Origin of the sequence: Streptomyces sp. NPDC056296 (assembly GCF_042268605.1) — a bacterium.
In the GTDB taxonomy this organism is placed as follows: Bacteria; Actinomycetota; Actinomycetes; order Streptomycetales; family Streptomycetaceae; genus Streptomyces.
This window is the reverse complement of record NZ_JBHJRX010000077.1, coordinates 1-17,596: the sequence shown is the minus strand read 5'-3', so window position 1 is coordinate 17,596 and position 17,596 is coordinate 1. Positions and strand designations below refer to the sequence as shown.

At 70.1% G+C, this 17,596-nt stretch carries 17 protein-coding genes and 1 CRISPR repeat array; of the genes, 5 read left to right on the top strand and 12 right to left on the bottom strand.

The features are described from left to right. Positions 1-179 precede the first annotated feature (179 nt). Positions 180-391: direct repeats of the CRISPR family, unit length 29 nt; unit sequence CTGCTCCCCGCACCCGCGGGGGTGGTCCC. A 99-nt stretch (positions 392-490) separates the two neighbouring features. Both ACFCZF_RS36710 and ACFCZF_RS36705 read right to left on the bottom strand, forming a co-directional pair. Then, entirely contained in the window at positions 491-877 is a 387-nt protein-coding gene (locus tag ACFCZF_RS36710; RefSeq protein ID WP_376675341.1) for a toxin Doc, read from the bottom strand. Between the two features lie 3 nt (positions 878-880). After that, complete coding sequence (locus ACFCZF_RS36705; RefSeq protein WP_376675340.1) at positions 881-1,120, bottom strand: antitoxin MazE7; 240 nt, start codon at positions 1,118-1,120, stop codon at positions 881-883. 246 nt (positions 1,121-1,366) lie between these two features. Between ACFCZF_RS36705 and ACFCZF_RS36700 the strand changes: the two genes are divergently transcribed. Then, positions 1,367-1,999 carry a hypothetical protein gene (locus tag ACFCZF_RS36700; protein WP_376675339.1) on the top strand — a complete coding sequence of 211 codons (633 nt, stop codon included), beginning with the start codon at positions 1,367-1,369 and terminating at the stop codon, positions 1,997-1,999. A 165-nt stretch (positions 2,000-2,164) separates the two neighbouring features. On the opposite strand, the gene ACFCZF_RS36695 is transcribed toward ACFCZF_RS36700, so the two are convergent. Next, positions 2,165-2,500 carry a hypothetical protein gene (locus tag ACFCZF_RS36695; protein ID WP_376675338.1) on the bottom strand — a complete coding sequence of 112 codons (336 nt, stop codon included), beginning with the start codon at positions 2,498-2,500 and terminating at the stop codon, positions 2,165-2,167. Positions 2,501-2,606: 106 nt separating this feature from the next. Then, positions 2,607-3,209, bottom strand: coding sequence for a hypothetical protein (locus tag ACFCZF_RS36690; RefSeq protein WP_376675337.1), 603 nt, complete (start codon positions 3,207-3,209; stop codon positions 2,607-2,609). Between the two features lie 200 nt (positions 3,210-3,409). Between ACFCZF_RS36690 and ACFCZF_RS36685 the strand changes: the two genes are divergently transcribed. Both ACFCZF_RS36685 and ACFCZF_RS36680 read left to right on the top strand, forming a co-directional pair. Then, the gene (locus ACFCZF_RS36685) at positions 3,410-4,498 is read left to right on the top strand and encodes an integrase (RefSeq protein WP_376675336.1); all 1,089 of its coding nucleotides are present in this window, start codon (positions 3,410-3,412) and stop codon (positions 4,496-4,498) included. Between the two features lie 582 nt (positions 4,499-5,080). Further along, positions 5,081-5,485 (top strand): LGFP repeat-containing protein, encoded by a 405-nt coding sequence (locus ACFCZF_RS36680; protein WP_376675335.1) that lies wholly within the window; start codon positions 5,081-5,083, stop codon positions 5,483-5,485. A gap of 314 nt (positions 5,486-5,799) precedes the next feature. Here ACFCZF_RS36680 and ACFCZF_RS36675 read toward each other — a convergent pair whose 3' ends face one another. Together ACFCZF_RS36675 and ACFCZF_RS36670 are read right to left on the bottom strand one after the other, a co-directional pair. Continuing rightward, positions 5,800-8,835 (bottom strand): hypothetical protein, encoded by a 3,036-nt coding sequence (locus tag ACFCZF_RS36675; protein ID WP_376675334.1) that lies wholly within the window; start codon positions 8,833-8,835, stop codon positions 5,800-5,802. Between the two features lie 14 nt (positions 8,836-8,849). Continuing rightward, entirely contained in the window at positions 8,850-9,347 is a 498-nt protein-coding gene (locus tag ACFCZF_RS36670; protein WP_376675333.1) for a hypothetical protein, read from the bottom strand. A gap of 343 nt (positions 9,348-9,690) precedes the next feature. On the opposite strand from ACFCZF_RS36670, the gene ACFCZF_RS36665 reads away from it, so the two are divergent. Next, complete coding sequence (locus tag ACFCZF_RS36665) at positions 9,691-9,882, top strand: hypothetical protein (RefSeq protein ID WP_376675332.1); 192 nt, start codon at positions 9,691-9,693, stop codon at positions 9,880-9,882. Between the two features lie 262 nt (positions 9,883-10,144). Here ACFCZF_RS36665 and ACFCZF_RS36660 read toward each other — a convergent pair whose 3' ends face one another. From ACFCZF_RS36660 to ACFCZF_RS36640, 5 genes are read right to left on the bottom strand one after another with little or no spacing between them, the layout of a single operon-like run. Further along, on the bottom strand, positions 10,145-10,873 hold the full coding sequence (locus tag ACFCZF_RS36660; protein ID WP_376675331.1) for a type I-E CRISPR-associated protein Cas6/Cse3/CasE: 729 nt from the start codon (positions 10,871-10,873) through the stop codon (positions 10,145-10,147). After that, positions 10,870-11,715 carry a type I-E CRISPR-associated protein Cas5/CasD gene (cas5e, locus tag ACFCZF_RS36655; protein WP_376675330.1) on the bottom strand — a complete coding sequence of 282 codons (846 nt, stop codon included), beginning with the start codon at positions 11,713-11,715 and terminating at the stop codon, positions 10,870-10,872. Before cas5e ends, ACFCZF_RS36660 begins: the two co-directional genes overlap by 4 nt. Beyond that, positions 11,712-13,073, bottom strand: coding sequence for a type I-E CRISPR-associated protein Cas7/Cse4/CasC (locus ACFCZF_RS36650; protein ID WP_376675329.1), 1,362 nt, complete (start codon positions 13,071-13,073; stop codon positions 11,712-11,714). Before ACFCZF_RS36650 ends, cas5e begins: the two co-directional genes overlap by 4 nt. After that, on the bottom strand, positions 13,070-13,678 hold the full coding sequence (gene casB / locus ACFCZF_RS36645) for a type I-E CRISPR-associated protein Cse2/CasB (protein WP_376675328.1): 609 nt from the start codon (positions 13,676-13,678) through the stop codon (positions 13,070-13,072). The genes ACFCZF_RS36650 and casB overlap by 4 nt, the downstream gene beginning before the upstream one ends. Continuing rightward, positions 13,675-15,297 carry a type I-E CRISPR-associated protein Cse1/CasA gene (locus ACFCZF_RS36640; protein WP_376675327.1) on the bottom strand — a complete coding sequence of 541 codons (1,623 nt, stop codon included), beginning with the start codon at positions 15,295-15,297 and terminating at the stop codon, positions 13,675-13,677. Before ACFCZF_RS36640 ends, casB begins: the two co-directional genes overlap by 4 nt. Positions 15,298-15,863: 566 nt before the next feature. On the opposite strand from ACFCZF_RS36640, the gene ACFCZF_RS36635 reads away from it, so the two are divergent. Further along, on the top strand, positions 15,864-16,448 hold the full coding sequence (locus tag ACFCZF_RS36635) for a GNAT family N-acetyltransferase (protein WP_376675326.1): 585 nt from the start codon (positions 15,864-15,866) through the stop codon (positions 16,446-16,448). Positions 16,449-16,461: 13 nt separating this feature from the next. On the opposite strand, the gene ACFCZF_RS36630 is transcribed toward ACFCZF_RS36635, so the two are convergent. Continuing rightward, positions 16,462-17,596: ISL3 family transposase (locus tag ACFCZF_RS36630; protein WP_376675325.1), on the bottom strand; the 1,135-nt coding region annotated here is incomplete at its 5' end.

Here is a 17,596-nt window from a genome sequence, read left to right as displayed (position 1 = left end):
CCGTGGAGAGACCCTGGGATGGGCAGCTCGAAGAGTCCCCAGGAAGAATGCCCTTCAAGACGTAGGATGAGCGGCTGGCCAGCCAAGTAGCTACGGAGCCACCCATGACCTATTTGTCGGAATCCGTGAAAGTCACTGAAACCGCGCCCCCGTAGCCATAAAGACGCAGGTCAAACAGTCTGCTCCCCGCACCCGCGGGGGTGGTCCCGAACAACTGAAGAAGGCACAAGCCGAACTCGCCTGCTCCCCGCACCCGCGGGGGTGGTCCCCGGGCGTACACGGCGGTCACGGCGCGGGCCGCCTGCTCCCCGCACCCGCGGGGGTGGTCCCGACGACGGCAGTCGGCGGGGGTCAATCGTCTGCTGCTCCCCGCACCCGCGGGGATGGTCCGTCTCGCGGCGGCAACACCCCCCCGGCTCTTGCCTCTACCCTGGCCTCTGTCTCTGACCGCCCGCGGAAACTCCAGATGTGGGGGAGGGCGACAGCGAGGTCAGGCCGCCGGCAAGCGCAGTGAACGCAGGCGTTCGGCGACGGCGAACGAGTCGAGACGCAGGGCGGTGATGTCGGCGATCAGGTCCCGCCAGGCCTCGAACTTGGTGTTCACCCGCTCCCCGTGGATCCCGAGGTAGGCCACGGCCACGCCGAAGCCGTACAACTCGTTGCGAGCGGGCAGCGGCCGGAGCAGGACGCACTCCTCCAGCATCACGGCCGCACGCCAGAAGGCGTCCGGGTGGTGCTGGTCGTGACGGGGCGGGTCGACCTTGTGCCGGGCGGCCAGGCCGACGAAGACGGAGTAGTCGTTGACCGCGAGGTCGTCCAGCAGCTCAGCCTGGCGTTCCAGGAACCACCGGTAGTCGACGTAGTACTCGGCAGGCACAGGTCAGGCCGCCCGCGGTGCGGTCCGGGCCGGCGCGGGGCCACCGTACTCAGCGTCGAACGCAGCGGCCGTTTCCGGGTCGCTGGTGACCTGCCGGAAGATCTCCGCGCCGTCGGCCAGCGCGCGCTCGCGCCGCTTCTCCTCGGCGACCTGGGCGAGGTAGGCGTCCAGCGGCAGCCCCGCCGCGTCGGCCAGGGCCCGCAGCGCGTCCGCGGTGGTGTCGTCGATCTCGATGCCAGCCATGCGTCGAGTATGCCGCGCGAGACCACGCCTAGGCCAGCCACCTGGGAAGAACGCTCTGACCTGCGCATTTCAGCCGGAGGGAGTCGGGCGCCTACGAGCTCACCTGCGTGCCGGACGGGCGCACGACGTGGTCGTACGGCGGGGAGAAGGTCGCCGACCTCCCTCACATCGTGTGGTACCGGACCGGGACCGCATCCTGCGTGAATGCGATGGCCTGCGGTGAAGAGCCGTGGCACAGTCGCCGCAATGTCCGACGACATCGCCTATCCGGTCTTCCGTACTCCCGACCTTGCACTCGCCCTGAGCACTGCGCGTCGCCTCATGGAGTTCGGTCAGCGGGAAGACTCCGACGTCTGCGTGTACGCAGAGCTCCACTCCGTAGCCGAGGTGCAGCGCGTGGCCAAGGAACTGCTCGAGGGGTGGTTCAGGGGTCAAGAGGAGTACGGGGAGTTCGACGGAGCGCTGCTGGAGGAGCAGCCCGCCCTGGTCGTCGGCGTCAAGGGATCGGGTCTGCCGTTCGACCCGGCCGCGTACGACGGGCGGCTGCCGGTGCAGTGCGAACTGAACTACCTGCCGGTCGGCAGCATCGAGGACGCCTTCACAGCAGCCATCGGCCCGAACAGAGGCTGGATCAACTGGGAGATGTTGCGTTGGCCGGACGCGCCCGAGGCGGGCTTCAACGGCGAGTCCAAGCACGCCGAAGTGTCGCTCCTCATCAACACTCCCACCCGCGAACTCGACGAATACGCCGACGACCACACCGTCCTCGTCCACGTTCGTAGCGTCTGCGTCGACGGCCGCGAGATACGAGAGCCTTACGCGCACTGGCTTGCCGAGCAGGTGGGACTCACGGTTATCGGGTCCGGGCACCGATGGTGAAGTCGGCCTTCCCCCACCGATGCAGTTCGGTGCCGGCCTCCCAGCCCGGCCAGAGCACCCGAGTCCTCAAACTCGCGGAAACGACGACTTGTCGCATGAGTATGTGACGACGAGAGCGGCAGCATGGACACGTCGCCACGGAGCTGTATCGACCGCACTCGCTGATCAGAAATGGTCAAGGGGCTCGGCTGCGTATGTCCCGTCCTCCAGCTGTACGTCAGTCAGTTCGTAGAGGCGCTGGCGGCCGTCAATCCAAGGAGTGATCTTGGTTCCGGTGGGCCGCGTGGTCTCGTACCGCATAGGCGTGCCGTCGGCGTTCTCGGTACGCAGGAGGGTGAAACGACGGACGCGGGGCGGCTCGGGGGGAGTGGCTCGGCTCCGTCGGTACAGCCAGGAACCGGCGGCGGCAGCGGCGAGAAGCGCGACGAGCAGCAACTGGCCCAGGGACGTGCCGAGAAGGTCCAGACCCTTGTCGAGGGCGAGAGAGACGAGGACGGGCATGGCGGCATCACTCCTGGGAGGCGGCGTTCATGGTCCGCCGGGGTGACAGGCCGCGCCGACTGTCAGGGAGCGGGGGGTTAGCCGCGCAACCCCCCTCTCACCTGCCTCAACCGCCCTGCCCCTGACCACTGTTCGTGTCGCGGCCCGCCTCGATGTCGTTCTCGAACACCACCATCGGGACGTCGTCGGCGGAGGCCCAGCCGGACGGCACGGCGAAGGCGGACGGCGCCTCTCCGCTCCAAGGGGCGGGCGGCTCCGGTGATGCGGGGACCCCTCGACCGGTGGCCAGGGCGGCAATGGCGGAACGGAAGACGGGCACGTTCTGCCTGGTCATCTCGTAGGCGATGTTCTTGTGCCAGCTCGGGTTGTCCGGGTCGTATACCGGAGTGATGGGCGCGCTGACGCCCTCGGGCCACCAGCCCTCGCGCACGCCGCGCGGGATGGCGCGGGACAGGGCGACGGTCGGACCGTTGAGTTTCCCGACGGCGGCGCGCAGTCGATCCGCGTCGACATAGCCGTCGCCGTCGACGATGACCATCTCGGCGAACCGGCGGGCGCCGGCGGGCAGCGAGCGCAGGTAGCGCGTGGCGCGCTCGACGGTCCAGTTGGTGTCGACGGCCGCAACAGTCAGCTCCGCGTGATGCGCTGCGGCGAGCGCGACGAGCTTCTCGGCGAAATCCTTGTCTGCGCCCTCGATGGTGATCTTCATACGGCCTTCCGTCAGATTCTTACCCGGTTCTCCGGGTTCTCCATGGAGAGTATGGGGTCGCCTGCCCCCGGCCCGCATGGAGACTCCGGAGAATCCCGCCGGAATCTCCATGGAAACGGACGATCTGTCTGATGGCGGGCTGCATATGGCATCGGATAACCTCTCCTTATCCGATGTCAGGACCGATCGGGGGAGCGCCGTTGAGCACCGCCGCCGAGTGCCCGTCAGAAGAGGCCGACTCGACTCCCGTCTCGGTGGAGCGGTCTCCTCTGGTCGTCCAGTGGGCGCAGCGTCACGGCGTGGAGGTCGCACGGCGTCTCGCGGACGCGGAGGACTTCGCGGATCAGGTGCAGCGGCGACTGCGACCGGCCAACACGACGGACACGTACGCGAAGGCGTGGAAGGTCTGGACGCGGTTCTGCGCGGCGCAGGGCTTCCCCGAACTGGAGGCCACGCGCGGCGCGTTGGTGGCATTCGTCGTGTGGCTGCTGGACCGGGGCCGGGTGGACGGAAAGGGCTACGCCTCCTCGTCGGCGAGCACGATCCTCGCCGGGACCGTCGTGGAACTGCGCCGCCGTGGCGCGGAGGTGAACCGCGACGATCAGGCGCAGGCGCGGGCGACGCTGGAGGCGGCCGCCGTGGAGCTGCTAAAAGTGGGGGAGCGGCGCGGCCGGGGTCAGGCCGCCGCGGCCGAGATCCCCGACCTGTACCGGGTGGTGAGGGCCTGCCCCGACACCCTCGCCGGGGCACGCGACAAGGCACTCGTCCTGACCGGCTTCCACTACGCCTCGCGTGCCCAGGACCCTGCCGGCCTCCTCGCCGGGGACGTCGCCCTCACCCTGCGCGGCCTCGTCGTGTCAGTGCTCACCGGCAAGACCAAGTACAGCGTCCGTGACGCAAAGATCAACTATCAACAGGACCCGGAGGTCTGCCCGGTGGAGGCATGGCGGGCGTACCGCGCCCGCCTCGCCGCCGAGGCCGAGCCGCGCTGGTCGCAGCCCGACGCGCCCGCGTTCGTCGGCGTCGACCGACACGGCAACGTCACCGGCGGCATGGTCCCCGACTCCGTCACCCGGGCCGTGAAGCGGATCAGCGCACGCGCCGGAATCCCGCTCGCCTGGACCGGCCACTCCCTCCGCATCGGCCTCGCGACCACCGCCCGCAAGAAGGGCAAGGACGCCGTGGCCATTGCCGACCAGGGCGGATGGGCCCGACACTCACGCTCCATGAACGGCTACTTCCAGCGGATCGACGGCTGGGAGGACAACGCCACCGCCGGCCTCACCTGACCTCGTGCCTGCGACCCCAGGGCCGCCCGCTGACAAGACAGGAGCATGTCCCGTCGGTTCACGAAGACTATGGCCCAGCCGTCACCTCTTCCCTGGGCCTTTCGCACCTGATGGGTCGGCGGATCGGCGCGCGGTGGCGTCGGACCAGCAGCTTGAGTGCCGATCATGATGTGGCGAGCGTGGTCGCGGCCTCGGAGCCGTCCTGGACAGTCCTGTGGACGGGGTTGAGCTCGCGCTGCTTTGGCTAGCTGCTGACCACGTTGCGGCGCGACGGAACGGAAGCGGTCGACCGAGGGAGGCTGTCGCCCATCGCCTACTCCCAGGTCTGGTGACAGAGGTCCACGATCTCCGAGGACGCGACCCCGTCCGCACGGGTGCACAGGTTCGGCATCGGCTCGGGCCGGGACTGAGACCGGGTCGGCGGTGCCTGGGGGACAGGCCGCTGCACCTTCGAGCGAGGGCGCACACGAGGCTGCTCGGGACGCTGGGAAACGGCTGGTCGGACACGAGGGGCGGGCCGTTCGGGCGGCGATCCGGGGCGAGACCGCCGCACAGGTGCCTGTGTGCGCAAGCGCGCTCGTCGTGTCAGCGGCGTCGCCCGCGCCGGCCACCCCGTACTGCGCCAACAGGCCGGAGGTCGGCGGGGCTATCGAGCAGCGGTACATCGACATGGGCGGCCCGGGCGGAGCGCTCGGCTGCCCCGTCACGGGTGAACTGGTCAACCCTGACGGGTTCGGCCGCCGTCAGCAGTTCGACCACGGGACGGTCTACTGGTCGCCACGCAGTGGTGCGTGGCCGGTCTGGGGTCACATCGGCGACCACTGGTGCGCGCATGGCTGTGAGAGGGGCTTCGCGCGCTACCCCACGTCCTACGAGTACAGGGTCGGCGGCGAGATCCGGCAGAACTTCCAGTGCGCGGTGATCCACTTCCAGGACCTCGGCGGTGGCACGACGCGCACCTGGTCGGGAGGCAACATCTGCGCCTGACCCTCACCCTCGGCCGTTGCCTTCGCGGACGTCATGTCCGGCAGGAAAACGGCCGAGGTGCGGGCACGGCTGCGGGTAGATCGGCCGGAAGACAAGTTGTCTTCGCCGTCGGTCGCGAGGCCCGGGTGTCACCTGCCCCAGATCCTCGATGCCGAGCCGCGCGGCCAGGTCGGGCCACGGCGCGTCGAGCGGATAGTCCGGCAGAGCTCGGCCGACGTGGCGCACCGTGCGGATCAGATCCGTACCGCGACTACTCACATCCGAGGGAGCCAGCCCTGTCCCGCCCGCCTGTCATAGGCGTGCTTGTTCCGCCGTCACCTCGAAGGTCGACGGTCCAGTGCGGCACGGGTGTGTACGAGCAAGATGTTCCGGACGGGGGATATCGCCCTTGGCTCGACTTGAGCCAGTACCGGCAGGCCGTGGTACCAGCCGGAGGTGTTCAGCGCCTGTGAGAGGAAGTGGGCGGCCGTTCTCCTGTCTGCCGAAGCGGAGGGAGTCACGGTCAGCGCGAGGTGCTGGATGTTGCGGGTGAACGGATCCGTGCGGGCGGGGGCGGTGCCTGGGAGGGTGCGGGCCGGGATGCGGGTGAAATGGCGGGCGACCGCGCTCAACGCGGCTGCGCGGCGCCGCGGATCCGGAATTCGGCTGGCGACGCTCTCAGCGGCTTCGGCGTCACCGCGGGCCGCATGGAGAACTGCGAGGGCGGCGACGGGGAAGTGGATGGTGCCGCGGTGTCTCATGTCCAGTTCCAGCCAGTTCAGTTGCCGGCCGGGGTCGTGGCCGTCGCCGATGCGCAGAAGGGCGTGCACGAGGACCTCTTCGGGCTGCCAGGTCGGCGGGCCGCCTCTGGTCATGCGGTTGAGGGCCTCCGCCTTCACTTCCGAGGTCAGCTCCTGCGAACGGCCAATGCTCTGAGGAGTGGCTGGTAGGAGTTCGGCGAGGCGGACCAGTATGCCCTGGCTGCGGGGCGCGGCGCGGCCGGCGTGGAGTTGCTCGAGAAGCGGGAGCAGCAGGTCGGTGGACATCTGCGGGTGTATGGGGCCGAGTTCCGCAGCGACGGCGATGCGGGTCGAGCGGTCCGTCTTTCGCCACTCGGCCCGTCGGCTGCGATCGGCGGGCGGCCGCTGCTGCTCGATGAGAGCGAGCGCGGCTTCCGCGTCGCCCACGGCTGCCAGCGCCTGCGCCGCGAACGGCCAGTGCGCGTTCGGGGCCGAGCGGAGGGCCGCCCCCAGGGCTGCTTCCCGCGCGTGCTCCCGTGCCTTCGCGCTCTGACCGGTGTCCGCGTAGGCCAGAGCCACCGCGGCGTGGGTCCGTGTCCGGTCGGCGGGGCTCTGCGCCAGTTCGAGCAGCGCCTCGAGGTCTCCGGCGGCTTCGGCCCGGACGAGCGCACCGGCGAGATCCGGCAACCAGACGGGCGCGTGGCCCGTGGCCGTTCCGGCGGACGGCAGGAGGACCAGCGCCTGCTCGAGGCAGCGCTCGGCTTCGCTGTCGTCGCCCTGGTCCGCGAGCCGGAAGGCTTCGTCGGCCAGCCGCTCACCCTCCGAGGCGTCGTTGTCGTCGGAGGCGTCCGGGAAGGCCCGCTCCGACGGGAGTAGCGTCTCCACCCTCGCCAGCACGTCGTCGAACTCTTCTCCCACCGCCCAGGCGTCCCCCACCGCCCCGACGTCGTCGCGCGCCCGGGCGAGAGCGGCAAGCGTGTGGCGGAAGTCGAACTCGAGATGGAAGGCATCGGCCGCAGACAAAGGGTCGTCGCCCAGGACCGTGGAGGCGATGTGGCGGCAGGCTGTGCCCACCAGGTCGGTCGCCTCCTGCGGTCTGGCCTGCGACAAGAACGACGCGGTGGCCGCGAGGACGGCGATGTTCGCCAGAGTGGGCGCAGCCTCCCAGACCGCGTGAGCGTGCTGCAGAACGCGGTCGTACAGCCGGTTCACTCGTGTGTCGTCCGCCGCTGCGACGGTTGCCCACAGCGCGAGGGCCACAGCACCGGTGCCGTCGCCTTCCAGGGCTTCGGCGGCCAGGGTCTCGGCCTGCTCCTCCAGGTCGTCAAGAAGCTCCGGACGACGCGAGGGCAGCATCCGCGCGGCTTCCGCATAGGCCTCGTTCCGCGCGGTGCTCGAGCCGCGGGTGGAGCGCAGCAGGGCCAGACCGTCCCGCTCCTGCTCTGTCGCCAGCAGGGCGAGCGCGGCCTGTCCGGCGGCCGCCTCGGCCTCGTCCGTCGCGTAGTCGCGGCTTCCCGTCGCGGTGAGGGCCGTCCGGGACCAGTGCGCCGCGTCACGGGCGGTCTGAGCGGCCTGCTTGTTTCCGATGGCAGCCAGTACATGGGCCACGCCCGCCAGGTTGTCCGCCGTCGCCGCGGCGGATCCCGACGCCAGCGCCAGATTCCTGGCCCGGTGGACATCGCCCAACCGGGCGATGGTGCGAGAGACCGCGCCGGGAAGAGGGCGTACGTGCGGGACCAGGAGTTCCCGGGAGGCAGAGGTACGCGCCGCGGTGGAGAGGCTCGGCGACGAGCTGGACGGTGCGACGAAGTCGAGGTCCGCGAGGGCGACGTCCGGCCCGGAGCGCTCGGTGAGGCGGAGCTGGCGACGGGGGTCGAGTACGAGGTCTGCGAGTCGCCCGGTGTCTGCGCTTTCGCGTACGAGCCGGGTGTAGCCGGTCAGGAGGTAGTTCGGGGTGTCCTCCGGCCAGCCCTCGGCACGGAAGCCGTCCGCCCAGGCGTGGAGCTGCATCGTGCAGGCGGCGAGGGTGGTCCTACCGAGGGCGGTCAGCGCAACCTTCTGCAGCTCGGTGTGGGCGAGAACGAACGTCTGGAGGCCGGCGTCGACCTCGGCCTGCAGCTGTGCCTCCAGGGGCAGGAGGTCGACGCGGGTCGGAGCCATGGAACGGCCGACCACGCTGCGCAGCTTCTCCTCCACCTCCAACGGCGGGATCCCGATGAGATCGGCAAGGTCCTGCCCGCTCAGGGCGCCCTGAGCGGAGGCGAGCAGCCCCAGGAGACGGCTGCCGACGGCCGGGTCCTTCACCAGCGCCTTCAGCTCCTGCATGGCGGAGTCTCGGATGATCCGGGCCGCAGGCGAGTCGGTCAGCTGACGAACGACGCCCGGGCTGCGCAGGGGATGATCCGAGACCAGATCCAACGGAACGTGCGGGTTGTGCCGACCGGCCACGACGACCCGCATGCCGTACGGCGGGTGCTTGGGCAGAAGCCCGGCGATCCCGCAGCCGTTCTGGTCGGCATCCGCGTCCTCGTCGAGCCCGTCGACGATCAGTAGCAGGCGTCGGTGCCGCGTCGCCCTGGCACGAGCGGCGGCCTCGTACAGGGGGCCGAGGTCGGGTGCTTCAGGGTTCACGGCCGGCGGTCGCCTCAGTCCGGCGGCGGACGCCAGCTGCTCGCCGACGACCCGGACGAACCCTCGCGGACGTTGGTGCCGAGTCGGCCGACGATGAAGTAGTGCGCGGCATCCACCCCGGCGGGGAGGCGCTGAGCTGCGAACCAGGCGAGCAGGGCGGTCTTGCCGGCCCATGGTCCGGCCTGCAGCCAGAGGTACTGCGGGGCACCGTCGGGTGCGGCGGCGAACGCCTCCAGCTCGGCGAGTTCCTCTTCCCGTCCGACGAAGTCGAGCGGAAAGACATCTGTGAGGGTCTGCGACGCTCCCTTCAGCAGAATGCCTCGAGAAGCGGCGTGTACGCGCGGCCCTCTACCACCTTGTCTGCTATTTCTGCGGGCCTTCGCAGCGTCGTGCAGGGCCTGCCAAGCTGCGGGTGGCCTCCGGTGGTAGCCGGGAGTGCGCTTCTCCGCCAGCTCCTCCAAGTATGGAATCAGCTTGTCGCGGACGTAGTAGCCGTTCTCCTTCCGCGGCACCGTCTGGCCGTTGAGCCAATCGCTGAAGCGGCGCTCTGTCAGCTCGAGGCCGCAGTTTTTGGCGTGCTCGACCAGTTTTCGCTGCCTGAGAGCGTCCGTGTCTCCACCCGCGGCCTCGTAGAGCCGTCGCAGGACCTCGGCGAACGGTGTCTCCGGTCCGACGACGCTCTCCGCACCGCCCGCGGACGACTTCTCCGGAAAAATTCTTACCCCTCCCTGAGCTGCACCTACACGGCCTCTCAGCCCTGTCGAACTTCCCCGGAACCCGGCCGGAAGGCCGATACCTGTGGGACCGCGCCCGGCGGAGCAGCCACCGGGCGACGACCCCAGGGGGATCCATCCCATGTCCGTCCTGCTGACCGTCCTCGAGTCCGTGCTCCAGGAGGCCGCCGCCCTCTCCGCCGCCACCGGCCTCGCCTACACCGGCGGCGTCGTCACGGTCGCCGCGTCCTCCGTCCTCCTCCGCGACCCGCAGCGCCGGCGCGACGCCCGGGCGACGCTGCGGATCCTGGTCCGGCGCGGCGAGAAGCGCTGACTGCGGATGAGCCTGGCCCTGCGAAGCCGTAGGGCATAACCTCGCCTGTGTTCAGCGCCCCGCGTACGCGGGGATGGCCCTCGTTACGGGCAGAGCCTCTCCTGACTCCCGCGCACGCGGGGATGGTCCCTTGACGGCGAGGACGTCGCCGGTGTCCGCGTCCTGCTCCCCGCATCCGCGGGGATGGTCCCTCCACCGAGCGGCGCGGGTCTTGGAGCCGTGTCTGCTCCCCGCACCTGCGGGATGATCCCCCGTACTGTTCTTACCGCGTGAGGACCAACCCACAGCTGTACGCCCGCGCATGCCCCAGCCCACCCGCCAGCACCCCGACCAGCGTCTTTGGATCAGTGACCGTCAGGGACCCGCGGATCTCCGCCCGCCCGATCCGCACGGGCTTGCCGCGGTGTCCGCTGGAGACGGTCGGCAGCATGCGGATGTCGAGAGCGTCCGCGTCGGCCGTGGCGCCGATCCGGACGACGCCGTCCTCGGCGGTCGGCGGCTCGCCGTCGCCCTGGAGGCGGCGAACGAACCAGCGCTTCACGTGCTCCGGCGTCGTGTGGGCCGACCGCGTGCCGCGCGCCTTCTCCGCAGTCGGCCTCCCCGGCCGGCTGCGGGTCGGGTTCACGACCGTACGGAAGCCCACGACCTCCCCCGCCTTGAACGTACGGTCCACGGTGATGACGTCCGGCGCCGTGGTGAACGCGGCCCGCGGTATCCGGGACCAGTCGCCCGGCACCCTGGACTGCACGACGAGCACCAGGGCGGCGGCCTTGAGATCCACCGACCACGTCGAGAGGACGCCCATCTGGGACCGGGCGTCCGCGTCCCCGTCCTGGACCCAGCCGCGGAAGCCGCTCATGACGGTGCGGTGCATCTCCTGGGCGTCGACGAGCGATTTGGCGACGAGCGGGTGGCGGGCATCGAGGAGCAGGACCGAGTGGGTGGTCACGAAGCGCGCCGTGGAGGCGCGCGTGCTGTTCGCGGAGTTCACGGGATGAGGTCCCAATCGGTCGCGTTCGGGGCGATGGTGACGCGCGTACGGGTCTCCCAGCGCGTGGCGTGGGTGCGACGGGCCGGGTCGAAGGTGACGGGCTGGTCGTTGACCGGTGCCGCACCCCTGGTGCCGGGTGCCGCCTGGAGCCACGCCCAGGGCCGGCGACCGGAGGTGTCGGAGCCGTCGGGGCCCGGCAGCAGCCGCTTGGAGGCGAACACCTCCGACACCGTGCCGGGCTCGATCCCCGCGGCGAGGGTGCCGGAGGGCGGGCAGGACTTCCGGCCGAGCCACAGCAACTGCTTCGGGTGCTCCAAGGCGTGCCCGATCTGCTCGAGCAGACCCTGGTCCTCGTGCTGGAGCCCGACGAGGAACGCCGCGTCCGACAGGTACCAGCGCTCGGTGATCATCGCCCGTCGCGAGAGCTCTCCCGAGACGAGAGTCCCGGACACCGGGTCGGCCGCGATCTTCTTCGGGGCGCCGTACCAGCCGGCCAGCTCGTGGTGGCCGAAGCCGGGGCCGTCGGCCGCCTCCATGCTCTTGGCGACGGCGGCTGCCCGCCGGTGGTCGGTGATGATGTCCCGCGGCCTGATGGGATACCTGCCGGCGCCGACGGTGTGGTAGTCCCGTACGGGAGTTCCCGGGTGGTCGGCGCGGACTCCGTAGACGAACTCGGCGAGGTCGTCGATCGGGTCGGTCCGGTCCCGGCCGAGGGCCGCCGCGCATAGCCCGACGACGGCGGACTTGGTGGGGCGGGTGTGGGTGTCGCGCTGGGAGAACCGGGACACGACCCCCCAGGACTGCAGCGGGGCGGCCAGCCGGACGAGCAGGACGTGGCTCACGCCGTCAGCTCCTTGGCCGTGGTCACCGGGGTCGCGCCGAGGTCCCCCAGCGTGGTCAGGAGCTTCGCGATCTGCGGGTCGTAGGTCAGAACACGGCCGGAGACGATGTCGGGCCGGCGAGCGCTGACGAAGGCGTGGTGCTCCAGCAGCCGCCTGACCGCTGCGGGGCCGGCCGGCCCGTCGCCGCCGTTCTCGTCCTTCGTCGGGGGCCGCTCGTCGATCGGCGTCTGAAAGGCCGCCGCGTAGTTGTACGGGCGCTCCCCCTCGAAGGCGAGGACCAGCGCGGGCAGCGAGCCGGTGGAGGCGGTCGAGTTCCGCTTGGCCTCGGGGAAGGCGTCGACGAACGCGTTGACGAACTCCTCCTCCGCGGCGACGGAGGCCTCCTCCGCCTCCTCGACGCTCATGCCCGCGGCACGGAGGTTGTTGCGCAGCCGCACGCGATCGAGAACGGCGTGCCGGTAGAAGGTCCCGGTGATCAGCGACTGGTAGCCGGTCATGCCGGCGCCGGCGTAGTCGGCCGCGTCGAGGAAGTCCAGGGCGTTCTTCTTGCGGTCGAGCTTCGCGTCGTCGGCGGCGGCATAGAAGTCGTCGACCTGCTCCGCCTCGTGCACGGTGAAGGCGTGGCTGCTCTGGACGGCGCCGTCGACGTTCGGGGAGTCGGCGATCTCGGCGAGGAAGCGGCCGTAGAGGGCGATGTCGATGGCGTCCCGTGGGGCGAGCGCGGTGAGGACGGCAGCGCGAGTCCCGGAGGGCAGCGGGGGCAGCTTTGAGTCGGCCGCGGCGTCCTCGACGGGCTCGTCTCCCTCGCCCGTACCGGTGTCGGCGGGTTTGCGGCCGCCCTTTTTGCTCTTCTTGGCTGCCGCGGCCTGCGCGGCGAGGTACTCCTCCGTCCAGGACCGCAGCTCCTCGGCCTCCTCCTGGATGTGGGCGGCGATCCGCTTGCCCGCGTCGGAGGGGGCGAAGAGGAGCACCTTGGTCAGGTTCGCCACGGTCTTCTTCGACAGCTCGCCGAACTTCAGCCCGGTCGCCTCGATGACCGCACGAGCCGTACGGATGGCCTCCTCCCGGTCCCAGCCGTGCGTCTCCTCCAGTTCCCGGCCCGTGATGAGCGCCCACTCGCGGGTACGGGTGCCGGTGCTGCGCCCCGCCAGCGCACCGACGCCGGCGTTGGCGCGGTCCCGGGCGTGGACCCGTTCGGCCCGGCGCCGCGCCTGGCTCGTGATCATGTGCCGTTCGGCGCCGCCGTAGACGATGGACTTCGGGGAGCCGTTCTCGTCACGGACGGGGAGCACCGCGACCAGGGTCTCCAGCAGGTGCAGGGAGAGGAACTGGCTGCCGGCGGGGGAGTTGCTGGTCACGTGGTGGGGCCCTTCTGGCTCGTGTCGGTGGCGGGAGGCGTTTGAGGCGGGTGCGGGTTCCTTCTCGGCGGCGGCTCGTGGAAGGCCAGTGCCCACTCGTAGGAGACGCGCGCCTTGCGGTCGTGCCAGCGGCTGAGGTCGTCGGCGAGGTGGGCCCAGGACGGCGGCTGCCGGTCGCAGGCGCGTAGTCGGGCCACCGCGTGCTGCAGGTGCCGCCACGGGATGCGGCGGCTGGAGACGATGCGGTCGACGAGACGGGCCGCGCCCGGATCGTCGGGCCCCCGCTTGACACCACCGCCGATGCGGCGGGCGGCCTCCCCGAGACTTCCGTAACCGGCAGTGGGCTTGGAGCGGCCCTGGTGGTAGACCGCGAACAGGAAGGCGACCTGCTCGTAGACCTCCCGCTGCTGCTCGTCGTCGGTCGGGCTGTACCAGATGGCCCGGTAGTGGGGCTCCTTGCGGACGCGGGGCCGGCGGAGCTCGGCGAGACTGCCGTTGTCGTGATTGCGGACCAGAGAGATGAGCCACGAGGTGAGGGCAAGGGCGCTCTCGCTGGCCGGTCGGTCGGAGGCGGGATCGGAGCCCTTGGTCTGGGTGGTGGTCATGCCCTCTCCCTGCGGAGTTCCTGGAATTCGGTCGGGGCCTTGGGCGACGCCAACTCGTCGTCGAACCGCCGCAACGCGGCGGCCCGTGCCTTCACCCCCTGCGAGTTCCGCGGCAGCGAGTCGAGCGACTCCGTGAGGAACCTTCGAGCATCGGCGGACACCCCGGCCGCGAAGTCGAGCAGACTCTCCTGCACGGGCTCGCCGACGGCGGTGTCGTCCATCAGCAGGTCGAACGGTTCCCGCGCCGCCGCCCAGTGCCGGCCGCGTGCGTCGAAGCGGGCGATCTGCCCCGCCTTGTCGCCCGGCTTGGGGTTCGGATAGGCGACGGTCCAGGCCGCGTACGCCGCCTTGTACAGGGCCGAGGCCACGAACTCGGCGAGCTCGGACCCGCGGAAGGAGGCGTGGTAGAGCCTGGCCTCCAGACCCGGCGCGAAGGGGAACGTGCCGTCGACCCAGGTGATGGCCGTGGTCTGCTTCGCGACGAGCCCGACGGTCCACAGTTCGATGCGGCGCGCGGGCTGCTGACCGGGCTCCGGCGCCACGTCCTGCGGCGGGAAGAGAGCGAGCCGATGGTAGAGCGTGGATCCGTCGTTCCTGGCCTCCGAGGACCGGGCCTTGTCCACGGCGGCGTAGAGGGCATGGGCCTCACGCCAGACGGCCCGGGTCGCCGACGCCCACAACGGCTTCGCGCTGCCGTCGGCCTTCTTGGCGTACACGGCGTCCTGCATGTGCTCGCTGCGCAGGTCGAGCAATTCCCCCGCCCCGAGCAGGACCCGGTCCACGGCGTCCCCGTGCCGTGTCGGGCGGAGCAGTACGGAGCGGCCCAGACAGCTGTGCAGGTCGGCCGGGCCGCTGACGGGGCGGGCGTCAGGCTTGCGGGTGAAGCCCCGGCGCTCCTTCCCCGTCGTCCAGGAGAGGTTCAGCTCCCCGGGCGGCCCTGTGACGGGGGCGAGGTTGAGGCGCAGGGTCTCACCGAGCGTGGTGCCGAGCGCGACCACGCGGATCCGGGTGCCGAGGCGGGTGGCGGCGAGGTTCGTGATGGTGGCGCCGAGCGTCGCCTTCCCGGATATCCGGGCCCGTCCGGCCGGCCCGTACACGTGCTGCGTCAGCATCGCCCGGAAGGCCTCGGCCACGGGCAACGGACTGGAGTGGTCGAGGTGGTGGTGGTCGAAGAACTGGTTGTAGTCACCGACCCGCTCGATCACCAGCTGCGCGGGACCGGCACCGTGCTCGTCGAGGAACGGAGCGAGGAGGGCGTTCTGCCCGAGAGGGTGGGTGGGGTGGAACAGATCCCAGACCTCGTCGTCAGGGCGCTGGGTGAGCCACCGGGCGGCAGGGCGGAGGGCGTGTTCCTCGTCCACCCAGGCCGGCCATTCCGCGGCAGAGGCCGGGTAGACCCCCGCGGCGTAGCAGATGGCCAGCAGGAACTCGATGACCGCGACCTTCTCCCCGGGCGTCTGTCCTTCGACGGTCCGCAGCTCGTCGGCATCGTGCAGGATCTCGACGAGGTTCCGCGCGACGAGCCGCCCGTCGAGCGTCAGAACCCGGACGCACGCCTCCTCCCGGGGGTCCCATCGGGGGCGTGTCGCCCCGGCGAGTGGTCCGCGTACGTCAGCCAAGGTGCATCGACCGCCTCTTTACCCTTAACGGTTGTGTGCTGTGACGGGGCATGACGCTAGCAAGTGGGCGATGACCGCGTGAGGGATTGGATGACATCAACTCGTCGTACAAGAAACTGAGTTATGAGGTTCCGCTCGCCGTCCCTGCCTCCTTCGCCGTACTGCAGGTCCGACTCCTTCTGGGACTGCCTCTCGGCTCCCGTCCAGAGGCTGGATAGATCACGACGACAGACCGGAAGGCCTCCGCGACGGCGGCACGGTCCGCAGCACCTCCCACAGCGGTCGCGTCCCCGCCGCCCACTCCTTCGGTGCCGTCCTGGCCGTGATCGGCGTCCGGCAACGGCCCTCGATCGACGGGGAACAGCCTCCCGCCCCATGACGGCCCGGCCGGCCGTTGCTGAACACGGCGAAGCGGAAGACGGAGAAGGAGCGGCTGTCGACGCTGTGGCTCTATCAGTGAGTCCTGGCTCTGGTCCACTTCCTGTGGCGCGGTCGCTGTGCGTGACGACGGAAATGTGATCTCCATCTAGGCCGTGAGGCAGCGGGCCCGAAGCTACGGTGCAGTGATGAGCAATGACTCACTCCTCGGCCGCGCCGTCCGTCTCATCCCGCTGTCCGTCGACCATGCTGAAGATCTCTTTCCCTCTGCGACGGATCCCGAGGTGTGGCAGTGGATGCCCCGGCCTCGGCCCGGCTCTCTGGAAGAGATGCAGGCGATGATCAGCCAGATGCTGGCGGACCGAGCCCGGAGGTGTTTCGCGGTCCAGCGTCTGAGGGACGAGACGGTGATCGGGTCGACCAGTCTGTATGAGCTTGACCTGGCTGAAGGCCGCGCGGAGATAGGCGCGACGTGGTTCGATCGTTCTTGCTGGGGAGGCCCCTATAACGCCGAGTCGAAGCTGCTGCTCTTCGGGTACACCTTCGACGATCTGGGTCTCGCCCGAGTCGCCTTGCGCACCGACAACCTCAATGTGCGGTCCCAGCAGGCCCTGACACGGCTGGGTCTCGTCTATGAAGGGACGCTGCGCAGTCACATGGTGCGTCAGGACGGCACACGCCGTGATTCGCTGTACTACAGCGTGCTCGCGGATGAGTGGCCCTCTCTGCGGGACAAGCTGCTTACCCGGGTCGCGGCCAAAGCCACTGTCTGATCGTGTGCTGCCGTCACGGAGCGAGGAGGACCCGTTTCCGCAGGAGAGCAAAGCCGGCACGGCCGAACATCTGGCGCTTGAGCATCTTGATCCGGTTGACGTGGCCTTCGACGACGCCGGAGTTCCAGGGCAGTGTGAGGCCGGCGGTGACGGCGTCGAGGTCGCGTTCGAGGTGCTGGGCGAAGTGCCGGAGGCTGGGCAGGTCGGTAGTGGAGGTTGCCGCTTCGATCCAGGCCGGCAACTGGTCGCCTTGAAGATGAGCGACCATATGGCCGAAGGTGCGCACGTGTTCGGAGAGTGCCATCAGTTCGGGGCAGTTGGCCAGGACGGTTTTGAGCTGGAGTCGGTCGACGTCGCGCAGTGCGTCGGGGTGTGTGAGGAGCCAGCGTGTGACGGCGCGGGCTGTCGGTGGGCGGGGGCCGACCGGTTGGGGCTTGCCGCGAAGAGTCCTGCTGACGTAGTCGCGGACACTGGCATAGCCGCGGGGGTAGCCCTGTTCCTTGATCTCCTCCCAGAGTTTCCAGGCGTTGGTGCAGCCTTCCTGCCAGCGCTGATCGAGGTAGGGCTTGTAGGCGTCGAGCCTGGTCGCACGGTTTTGCCACTGCCCGGTGAACATCTCCTCCGGGGTGGCGGCGCGGGAGAAGCGCAGGATCGTGTTGAGGGTCATGTCGAGCTGCCGGGCGACGGACCGCTTGCTGTGACCGGCGGCGAGGAGAGCGTGGATGGTGGCGTGCTTGGCACGGGTACGTTCGGCGAACCGGTGTCCTGTCGGCCAGGGAGATGAGACGGCCGGCTCTGGCTCATGCTGCTGGGGTTCCTCTGGCTGTTCCGGCGTGGGGCGTAAGCAACCGCGGTGCCGGTAGACGCATTTCTCGGCGGCTTCGCCCAGGTTGTGCCAGAGGTGCCATCGGTCAGCGACCTGGAGGGCCTGCGGGGCGCCGCGGGTGGCGCCTTCGGCGAAAAATGGGGCCCGGTCACGGCAGATGATCTCGATGCCGGGCCGCTCGGCGAGCCAGGCCGCAAGCGTATCGGCCTCCCGGTCGGGAAGGAGGTCGGGCCTTGACCCCTGATGTTGGACACACGAGACACTGGATCCTGAGGATCTGAGGACGGACATCTCGTGGTCATGAAGAACTATCCGCCGGAGT